Source organism: Nocardia asiatica NBRC 100129, from assembly GCF_000308415.1.
GTDB lineage: Bacteria > Actinomycetota > Actinomycetes > Mycobacteriales > Mycobacteriaceae > Nocardia > Nocardia asiatica.
This window is the reverse complement of sequence record NZ_BAFS01000135.1, coordinates 1-9,498: the sequence shown is the minus strand read 5'-3', so window position 1 is coordinate 9,498 and position 9,498 is coordinate 1. Positions and strand designations below refer to the sequence as shown.

Genomic DNA, 9,498 nt, shown 5'->3' with positions numbered 1-9,498 from the left:
GGATGCGGGTGCTGGTGGGCGGCGAGCTGCTCGGCTCCCGGGTGCACCACCTCGAATCCGACTTCCGCAAAGTCGGGCTGTGGTCACGCAAGACGCTGCTGTACGCGTTGCTCACCCGGAAAGGGGAATGCACCGACCCCACCTGCCGGATGGTCCACGGCAGCTGGGGCATGGGCGCCGCGCTGTTCGTGCACGACCATCTCGATCCGCGCACCCACGACCGCCTGGCGGAGCTGTTCGGCCCGATCCCGGTGCACGTGCTGCCCCAGCTGCGGCGCATGGAGCTGGCGCACGCCGTCCAGCGATGGAACGACAACGACGACCGCTATCGCGTGCTGCCGGAGAACGCCTTGGACCACGCCGACCGGATCGATTGCCCGGTGCTGCTGCTGTCGGGCAGCCGCAACGAGGTGTGGCTGGACTCGAACAAGCTGTGCCACGACGTGCTCGCCACCCGCAACCCCGAGCTGGACGTCCGCTACGTCGAAATCCCGTCCTACGGCCACCTCGACACCTTCCTCGGCCGCGGCGCGGCACTGGACGTGTACGGGCACATCCTGGAATTCCTCGACGGCCGCGGATCTTCCGCGTCCCGATCGGCCGGCACGGCGTGAGCGGACACGGCGACGACGGCCGTTCGCTGCGCATCGCGATGTTCGCGGATTTCCACCCGGCCACCCTCGGGGGGATCCAGACGTCGATGCGCGCGCAGCGGACGGCGCTGGAACGGCTCGGCCACCGCGTCACCGTGTTCACCATCCCGCCACCGCGGCACACGCCGCCGGACCCCGGGATCGTCGTTCTCGCGACCACGCCCGGACTGGCCGTGAACGGCTATCCCGTCGCGCTGCCGACCCGCAGGAACGCACGCCTCATCGATGCCGTGTTCGCTGAGCGCGGTTTCGACGTGGTGCACGCGCAGACCACCTATGGCGCGGGCGTCGCCGGGTTGCGCGCCGCGCGCCGCCACCGCGTTCCCGTCGTCCAGTCGATGCACAGCCGCGACGATTCCTTCATCGAACGCAATGCCCCGTTCCCCTACCTGGCCGCGCTGACCATGCGCCTGCTGCACGGCGGGTTCGTCGGTCTGCGCGGCACCATGCCGCGCCTGCCGGAAAGCCGCACGGCGCGGCTCGCTTGGCGGCCGCTGGTCGCCCAGGCGCGGGCCGCCGATCACGTCGTGGTGCCGACCCGGCATTTCGCCCAGCGGTTGGCCGCCCACGGTGTGGACCGTCCGATGCACGTGGTGTCCAACGGAGTCGACGACGATCTGGTGCGCGCCCTCCCGGAGCGATCCAGCGGCCCGGATCGGCCGCTGCGCGTGCTGTGGTGCGGCCGTTTCTCCGCCGAGAAACGGCCGCTCGAGGCCGTCGAAGCGGTGTACCGCGCCGGAGACTGTCTCCTCGACATCTACGGGGCGGGAGCGCTGGAGTCTCGCTTGCGCTCGGCCGTGGACCGGCTGGGGTTGCGCGAGCGGGTCCGGCTGCACGGCGAGGTGAGCCAGGCGCAATGCCTGGCCGCCATGCGTGCCCACGACGTGCTGCTGTTCCCGTCCGCCGGATGCGACACCCAGGGCATGGTGCTGCTCGAGGCCGTCGCGGCGGGCCTGCCGGTGCTGCACTGCGACCCCGACGTCACCGAAACCGTCCCGGCGGGTGGGGAATACCGCGCCCGCGATGCCTCGACGGCCGCGCTCGCCGAGGCGCTGCGCGAACTGGCGGACCATCCGGACCGGCTCGCCGCCATGCGAAACGTCCTGGCCCGCAACGCCGACCGGACCTTGCAGTCGCGGTTCACCGCGCGCTTGGTCTCGGTCTACACCGAGGCGATCGCCGGCGCCGAGTCAGCTCGGTTGCCGTAGCGGCAGGCCCGCGGCCGTGTAGATCGCATCGATGACGCTCATCGTGGCCACCGCGTCCTGCGGCGAGGTGAGGACCGGCTCACCGTGGCGCACCGCCGCGACGAAGGCGTCGAACTGATAGGCGTAGGTGGTGCGGCGCGAAGTCTTCTCGGTGCGGCTGCCGCGCTCCGATCGCACCGACAGCCTGCGCGGCAACTGCGGCGCCACCGGGTTGACCACCCGCATCTCGCCACGTTCGCCCACCACTCGCGCGCCGATGCGCAGCACATCCGACGACCACATCGAGCAGCGCAACCGTCCGGTGTGACCGGACGGGAAACGCAGTTGCGCGCTCATCGCGCGGTCGATCCGCGGACCGCGCAACTTCGCGGTCGCCGCGACGACCTCCGGGTTCTCGCCGCCGAAAACTCTGGCCATGTGGACCGCGTAGCAGCCCGCGTCCATCAGGGCTCCACCGGCGAGCGCGTAGTCGTAGCGGATATCCGAGAAACGCGGCAGCGGAAAGCACATGGCGGTGTCGACGCGCACCAGCTTGCCGAGTTCACCGGAAGCGATGATCTCCTCCGCCCGCCGGGTCATCGGGTGGTAGCGATAGTGGAACGCTTCCATGACCACCCGGTCCGACGTCGCGGCCAGCGCGGCGATCTCCGCGGCCTCGGCGGCATTGGCGGTGAACGGCTTCTCGCACAACACGTGTTTTCCCGCGGCCAGCGCCGCTTTCGTCCACCGGCCGTGCAGGCCGTTCGGCAGCGGGTTGTAGACGGCGTCGATGTCGGGCGCGGCTACCAGCGCCGCGTAACTGTCGAAGACCTCCGCGATGCCGTACTTGCGCGCGAACGCGCGCCCGCGTTCCGGCTCGCGGGCGGCCACCGCCGCCACCACGACGTCCGGGTTCTCCCCGGCCGGACGCACCACAGCGGCCGGCGCGATGCGGGCGGCGCCCAGGATGCCGATCCGCAGAGGCTGTCCGGTTTGTCTCATGCGCGCGACTGTAGCAATGGGACCGATTGCGCCGCCGAGCGATCCGTCAGGGCGGCGGCGCGTCGCCGTACACGGTCAGCCAGATCGCCCGGCCCAGCGCCTCGGCCAGCGCGTCGTCGGTGACCCCCGAGGCGGAGGAGAAGCTCACCGCGATCGCGCGTTCGACCATCGAGGTCAGCACGATCGCGGTGGCCTGCGGGTCGATCGCCGGGCTGATCCGGCCCGCGGCGCGGTCGTTCTCCAGACGGGACCGCACCACCTGCACGAACGAGGCGACCCGACCGCGCCAGTACGCGCCGACGTCACGGTCGTAGGCCGCCACCTCGCTCAGCGCCAGCAGCAGGGACCGGTGCTCCCGGAATCCGGCGATCATGGTGCGCACCGCCGTCACGACGCCGGCCCGGCGACTGGTGTGCTCGTCGCTCCACCAGCGTTCGGCGGCCTCGAAAAGATCCGCGGTGGCCAATTCGGCCATGCGGATCAGGAGCTGACTCTTGTCCGGGAAATACCGGTAGAACGTCGATCTGGCCGATTGGGACGCGGCGGCGATCCGGTGGACGGCGATCTCGGTGTAGGGCGTGCCGTCGGCGAGCAACTCCTCCACCGCGGCGAGGACTCGTCGCTCGAACTCCGCGCGCCGGTCGTCCACGGGTTTGCGCGCGTTTCTGGGAACTCGGGTCAGCGAGGGCATCCGGCTCCTCTCTGCGGCCGAAACGGCCGCGTTGGTCGGTCGTGCCGGGTGGGGCGCGTCGCGCCACGGCCTCCATTCTGCCGACACGGCACCGATATTGACATTCGGGGAGCCACGGTCCACCATCGATCGGACACAGTGTCCGAGACTATATGACCGAGGTGTTCGGGCATGCGCGGATCTCCCTTCCCGGCAATCGAGCACACCGACGTGGTGGTGGTCGGCGCGCGATGCGCGGGCTCGGCGGCGGCGATCGCCTTCGCTCGCGCGGGCCGGGACGTAGTCGCCCTGGACGCGGCGCGCTTTCCCGCCGACACCCTTTCCACGCATCTGCTGTGGCCCGCCGGCCTGGCCGAGCTGCGCCGCGCGGGCGCTCTCGAGCGGGTCCGGCGGATCGGGGCCCCGGCGCTGACCACCGCCTTCGCCGCGGGCGGCGGCTACCAGGTCCGGTCGTCGTTCACGCCGGTGGACGGTATCGACTACGCGATGTGCGTCCGGCGAACCGGATTGGACGCCGCGCTCGTGGCAACCGCCGTCGACGCGGGCGCGCGGGTCCGTGAGGGCGTGCGGGTCACCGAGCTGCTCTGGTCCGGTGATCGCTGCGCCGGCGTGCGCTATACCGAGCGCGGTGGTGTGCGCGAACTGCGCGCCCGCCTGGTGGTCGGGGCGGACGGCCGCCGCAGCACGGTGGCCCGGCTGGTCGGCGCCGAGCGACCCCGGCTGAGCGCACCGAGCGGACGGGACTGCTACTTCGCGTACTGGCAGGACGGAGCGGCCGACCAGCGTCACGTGGCGGCGCAATGGCGTTACGGTCCCGATCTCGGCACCGCGTTTCCCTGCGACGACGGGTTGCTGCTGAGTCTCGTCCAGCCGCCCGCGCGGCCGGGCGCGCCGGGCGCGGGGCGCGCCGAGCGCCGGTATCAGGAGGCGATCGAGCGGCTGCCGGGACTGCGCGGGCGGCTGCGCGATTGCCGCCAGGTGGGGCGAGTGCGTTCGGCCACCGGGCTGACCTCCTACTTCCGGCGCTCCACCGGGCCGGGCTGGGCGCTGCCCGGCGACGCCGGGCATTTCAAGGACCCGGTGACCGCGCAAGGCATCCGAGACGCACTGCGCTACGGGCGATTGCTCGGCGAACTCGCCGCCCCGGCGCTCGACGACACCGAGCACCTCGATACCGCCCTGACCGCGTGGGAACAGTTGCGCGACAGCGAGTGTCTGGGCGTCTACCAATGGACCAACCGGCTGGCCCGGGGCACGGCGATGCGTCCGCTGGAAATCGAGCTCTATCGGCAGGCTGCCGCAGACCCGGCGCTGGCCGACGCGGTCACCGCGGTCTTCTCCCGCACGGTACATCCCGAGGACGTCTTCACTCCCGCACGCGCCGCGGCGCTGGCGGCGGGAGCGCTGCGCGATTCGTGGCGCGCCCCCTGGCCGGTCTTCGCCGACCTGGTGGGCGAATGCCGCGACACGATCTCCGAACGACGGGAGGCCCGCGCCTTCGCGCGCACCGATCCCGCCACCGTCATCCCGTCCCGGCCGCCGCGTGGCTTCCTCGCGGCATCTTCAGGAGATCGACATGCATGACCCGCGTCCTCGCCCCACCATCGACCTCACCCGCCGCGACCTGTTGCGCGGCGCGCTCGCGGCCGGAGCGGCCGTCGCCGCCGCCCCGGCACACGCCGCACCGCCCGAACCTCGCCGAACGCCCGGGTTGCGCATTGGAGGAAAGTCGGTCGCGGTGCTGGGCGGCGGGGTCGCGGGACTTTCAGCGGCCCACGAACTGATCGAGCGCGGATACGAGGTCACCGTGTACGAGCCGGCGTTCCTCGGCGGCAAGGCGCGCAGCATGGGCGTGCCGGGCACCGGAACCGACGGCCGCTTGGACCTACCCGGCGAGCACGGCTTCCGGTTCTTTCCCGGCTGCTACCAGAACCTGCCCGACACCATGCGCCGGATTCCCTTCCCCGGCAACCCCGACGGCGTCGCAGGCAATCTCGTCCGGGTCGAAGGCACCGTCGCCGGTTTCCGCGGCAGGCCGCCGATCTTCGCGCCGGTCGAAATCACGGGCATCGACCAGCTCACCCCGCAACGATTGCAGAACACCCTCATCGGCGCGTTCGGCTTCATTCCGGAACTGCCGCCGGCCGAGCTTGCGTTCTTCGCAAAACAGATGGCCGTCTGGTTCACTTCGTGTCCCGAACGGCGTTTCGGTCAATGGGAATACGTGACATGGGAGCAGATCCTGCGCGCCGAGGGCAAGTCACCGGCCTACCGCGAATACCTGGTCAGCGCCCTGACCAGGATCACCGTCGCGGCCAAGCCCCAGGTGAGTTCGGCGAGAACCATCGGCACCATCGGTGAGGCGCTGGTGCTGGCGGGGACCGGAGCGATCCCCCAGTACTCCGCGGGCATCGACCGCATCCTCAACCGTCCCACCAACGAAGCGTGGATCGATCCCTGGGTGGCGTATCTGCGCTCCCGGGGCGTGCGATTCGTGCCGGGGCAGCGGGCGACGCGGCTGGAGTTGCGCGCGGGCCGGATCGCTTCGGTGACGGTGACCGACGGCAATGGCCGGTCCACCGCGGTGACCGCGGACTGGTATCTGTGCGCCATGCCGGTGGAGAAGGCGGTCACGCTGCTCACTGACGACATCCTCGACGCCGACCCGCATCTGGCGGGCATGCGGCAGTTGCGGACCGACTGGATGGTCGGCATCCAGTACTACCTCACCCGGCCCACCGAGCTGCCGGAAGGCCACATCGCCGCGCTCGGATCGCCGTGGGCGCTCACGGCGCTGCGCCAAGCCCCGATGTGGGTCGGCGATTTCGCCGCCCGTTACGGCGACGGAACGGTGCGGGAATGCCTGTCGGTGGACATCTCCGACTGGGACTCCCCCGGCATCCGCTTCCACCGACCGGCCAAGCAGTGCACCGCCGCCGAGGTCGCCGAAGAAGTGTGGGCTCAGCTCTCCGAATGGCTGAACACCGCGACCGATTGGCTGCGGCCCGAGGACATCCGCTCCTGGCATCTCGATCCCGGGGTCACCTGGACCGCGAGTGGGGTGCACAACGAAACCCCGCTGCTGGTCAACACGGTCGGCTCCTACGACCACCGCCCCGAAGCCCGCTGCGCCGTCGCGAACCTGTTCTTCGGCGGCGACCACGTGCGCAACAATATCGACCTCGCCACGATGGAGGGCGCCAACGAATCCGGGCGCGCGGCGGCCAACGCCATCCTGGACGCCGCCGACGACCCAGCACCCCGCGTTCCGGTCTTCCCGCTGGTCTCGCTGCCGGTCTTCGACCCGTGGAAACGCATCGACGCCGACCGGTACCGCGCCGGGTTGCCGCATCTGCTCGACGTGTGACCGGCGGGGCGGGAACACCCGAGTCCGGCTAGGACGCCTCGGCGGCGGCGCTGCCGGTGGTGGCCAGGATCGTGCGGGCGACCAGCCGCGGGTCATCGATCATCGGAACGTGACCGGTTCCGGGCAGCACGGAGAACACGGCTTCGGGCAGACGCGCCCGGGCGATCGCCGCGTGGATCTCCTCGGGCAGCACACGGTCGTACTGCGCCCAGGCCACCGTGACCGGGCACGGCAACGGGTCCAGGGCGGCGATCTGCTCGTCGGTGCCGAGCAGATCGGCGGTGACGGTGCACCCGAGCAGGTCCCGTAAGAAGGTCATGGCTTGCGCCGCGCTGACACGATCGCCGTGCACGGCGATGTTGCGCAACGCCACTCGCCGGGCCACCGCACTGCGCAGTCCCCACGGTGCGAGGAACCCCAGCAGCCGTCCGGTGACCGCCTCGCGGGCGATGCGGCGGGTGGCGGCCTTCTGGCTTCCGGCGCCGGATTCCCAGAAGCCCGCGGGCGAGAGCGCGCACACGGTCTCGGCGCGCCCGCGGCGGGCCAATTCGATCGCCATCCATCCGCCCAGCGAATTGCCCGCGATGTGCACGCGGCGCAGTCCCAGCGCGTCCAGCCGCCGCTCGATGTCGTCCACCAGATGCTCCACCCGCGCCGGACGCCGCAGGGCGGGCGGACCACCCCGGTGGCCGACGGCGGTCGGGGTGATCACCTCGTGCCGCGCGGCGAGCAAAGGCGTGACGTCATCCCACACCCGTTCGGACATGGTGACACCGTGCAGGAGAACGAGCGGGGGCTTGCTCGGCATTGGCGTCCCTTCGAGTTCGTAGTGCGATCTCGTAGGTGGATACCACAACCTCGCCTACGGTAACAGCGGAAACCCCCATCGCAACGGTCGATCGCGCCGACCGGGATCAGGGTTTGCCCCCGCGTAACGCTGATCGCCGTGGCAGGGTGGCGCCGCGCTGCTCGAATTCGCGACCGGATCGAGCCGAGCCGCCCGCACCGGAAGGCGCGCGCCCCTCACCGGAATAGGCAAGAGGCGCAACGCCTTCGGCGCGACGGATGGCCGCGAGCAGCGCCGAGTCGAACTCGGCCGCGTCGGCTCAGGTTCGGCGTGCCTTGCCGTGTGCCGTTCGCGGACCGGCGGCCGCGGATGTCCGCGCGGTCAGACCGCTTCCGGCCGCCAGGTCGCTACCGCCCAGATGACGACGATGTTGAGCGCGATCACCAGGATGGACCATGCCGGGTAGTACGGCAGCCACATGAAGTTCGCGATGATCGACAGCGCCGCGAGGCCGATCGCCACCACGCGTGCCCACGTGGCGCCGGTCATCAGGCCGAGGGCGGCGACGACCAGGAGGATGCCGAGCACGATGTGGATCCACCCCCACGTGGTGGTGTCGAACTTGTAGACGTAGTCGGTGCCGACGACGTACAGCTCGTCCTCGGCGACGGCGGAGATGCCCTCGAAGATCGACAGCACCCCGACGGTCAGCAGCAGGATGGCTGCCGCGATGGACGTGCCCGCCGCGATGCCACGGCGGACGGGGTGTGCCTCCGGTTCGGTCATGTGCGTCATCGGTCGCCCCCTTTCTCGGGAAATTTTGGACGCTCTCCGAATCTCCACCAGTCGGCCCGGTCGGCACTTCACCCGTTTCGGGTGACTCCGAGGCTTCTCGCCTCTCCGGGATGAAATTTCCATAACGACGACACACGATGTGATCGAGGGGCCTTTCCACCGGGTAAGTTCCGCTACCGAGGCGCGGTAGTGATCTGTCAGCACACGGCCCGGGAGGCACGGTGACCACCTCGCACGTCCCCGCACTACGCCGGATCCCCGCCGCGGCGGAATCCGTTGCCGAGATACCGGCGTTGCCGTTCCCTCCGATCCCCCGGCCGGGCCTGTGCGCCGCCGCCGACGCGGTGACGGGAAACCGCGATGGGCACGTGCTGCTGGTGTGCGCACCGGCCGGAACCGGAAAGTCGGTGCTGATCGCGGACTGGGCCGCCCGGCGCGCGGCGGGCGGATCCGATGTCGCCTGGGTGACCGTCACGCCGGAGCTGGACGACGCGGCGGCGCTGTGGACCGTGCTGCACGCCCGCTTCGGCGTCCCGGCCGGTGAATCCGCGCGACCGCCGACCGCGCAGGACACTCTCATCGCGACACTGGCCGCACGGGCGACGCCGACCGTCGTGGTGCTCGACGACGCCCATCTGCTCACCGACCCGCTCGCGCTGGCCGGTGTCGAATATTTCCTGCAGCACGCCCCGCCGTCGGTCACCACGGTGCTGTGCGCCCGCTTCGCGCCGCCGATCCGCTGGCACGTCCTCGATCTCCATTCCCGGCTGACCCGCTGGGGCATGAGCGAACTCGCCCTCTCCCCGGAGCAGGTCGACGCGCTGTGCCGCGCGCACGGCTGCGATCTGACCGGCGCCGAGCTCGACACGCTCTGCGCACTGACCCGCGGCTGGGCCGCGCTGGTGCGCATCGCCGCCGCCCACCTGAGTGCCCGGGCCGACGACCGCGCCGCGGCGCTGACCGTGCTCGCACGCCCGGCGCGCGCGGTCGCCGATTTCCTGATCGGCGAACTCGTC

Annotated in this window: 8 protein-coding genes and 1 pseudogene; 5 read left to right on the top strand and 4 right to left on the bottom strand. The window is 71.0% G+C overall.

What is annotated here, in order from left to right:
- A pseudogene (locus ON27_RS12990) lies at positions 1–614 on the top strand (esterase); the annotation flags it as partial.
- Entirely contained in the window at positions 611–1,861 is a 1,251-nt protein-coding gene (locus ON27_RS12985) for a glycosyltransferase (protein WP_245559926.1), read from the top strand. The pseudogene ON27_RS12990 and the gene ON27_RS12985, both read left to right, overlap by 4 nt.
- Here the strand turns inward: ON27_RS12985 and ON27_RS12980 are convergent.
- Positions 1,844–2,842, bottom strand: coding sequence for a Gfo/Idh/MocA family protein (locus ON27_RS12980; RefSeq protein ID WP_043725223.1), 999 nt, complete (start codon positions 2,840–2,842; stop codon positions 1,844–1,846). The genes ON27_RS12985 and ON27_RS12980 overlap by 18 nt on opposite strands.
- Before the next feature lie 46 nt (positions 2,843–2,888).
- A complete protein-coding gene (locus ON27_RS12975; protein ID WP_043725218.1) occupies positions 2,889–3,533 on the bottom strand; it encodes a TetR/AcrR family transcriptional regulator in 645 nt (214 codons plus the stop codon).
- A 171-nt stretch (positions 3,534–3,704) separates the two neighbouring features.
- On the opposite strand from ON27_RS12975, the gene ON27_RS12970 reads away from it, so the two are divergent.
- Positions 3,705–5,117 (top strand): NAD(P)/FAD-dependent oxidoreductase, encoded by a 1,413-nt coding sequence (locus tag ON27_RS12970; protein WP_043725214.1) that lies wholly within the window; start codon positions 3,705–3,707, stop codon positions 5,115–5,117.
- Positions 5,110–6,900 (top strand): hydroxysqualene dehydroxylase, encoded by a 1,791-nt coding sequence (locus tag ON27_RS12965; protein ID WP_043725210.1) that lies wholly within the window; start codon positions 5,110–5,112, stop codon positions 6,898–6,900. The genes ON27_RS12970 and ON27_RS12965 overlap by 8 nt, the downstream gene beginning before the upstream one ends.
- Positions 6,901–6,928: 28 nt before the next feature.
- Here ON27_RS12965 and ON27_RS12960 read toward each other — a convergent pair whose 3' ends face one another.
- Both ON27_RS12960 and ON27_RS12955 read right to left on the bottom strand, forming a co-directional pair.
- A complete protein-coding gene (locus tag ON27_RS12960) occupies positions 6,929–7,708 on the bottom strand; it encodes an alpha/beta fold hydrolase (RefSeq protein ID WP_043725206.1) in 780 nt (259 codons plus the stop codon).
- Positions 7,709–8,068: 360 nt separating this feature from the next.
- The gene (locus ON27_RS12955; RefSeq protein ID WP_083887538.1) at positions 8,069–8,482 is read right to left on the bottom strand and encodes a DUF7144 family membrane protein; all 414 of its coding nucleotides are present in this window, start codon (positions 8,480–8,482) and stop codon (positions 8,069–8,071) included.
- Positions 8,483–8,703: 221 nt separating this feature from the next.
- Here ON27_RS12955 and ON27_RS12950 point away from each other — a divergent pair.
- A partial coding sequence (locus ON27_RS12950) for an AAA family ATPase (RefSeq protein ID WP_043725200.1) occupies positions 8,704–9,498 on the top strand: 795 nt, incomplete at its 3' end.

What these genes read in the sequence shown, in the direction of transcription:
- ON27_RS12970 (WP_043725214.1), top strand. Translation starts at nt 3,705, where the DNA reads ATGCGCGGATCTCCCTTCCCGGCAATCGAGCACACCGACGTGGTGGTG.
- ON27_RS12955 (WP_083887538.1), bottom strand. Translation starts at nt 8,482, where the DNA reads ATGACGCACATGACCGAACCGGAGGCACACCCCGTCCGCCGTGGCATC.
- ON27_RS12960 (WP_043725206.1), bottom strand. Translation starts at nt 7,708, where the DNA reads ATGCCGAGCAAGCCCCCGCTCGTTCTCCTGCACGGTGTCACCATGTCC.
- ON27_RS12975 (WP_043725218.1), bottom strand. Translation starts at nt 3,533, where the DNA reads ATGCCCTCGCTGACCCGAGTTCCCAGAAACGCGCGCAAACCCGTGGAC.
- ON27_RS12980 (WP_043725223.1), bottom strand. Translation starts at nt 2,842, where the DNA reads ATGAGACAAACCGGACAGCCTCTGCGGATCGGCATCCTGGGCGCCGCC.
- ON27_RS12965 (WP_043725210.1), top strand. Translation starts at nt 5,110, where the DNA reads ATGCATGACCCGCGTCCTCGCCCCACCATCGACCTCACCCGCCGCGAC.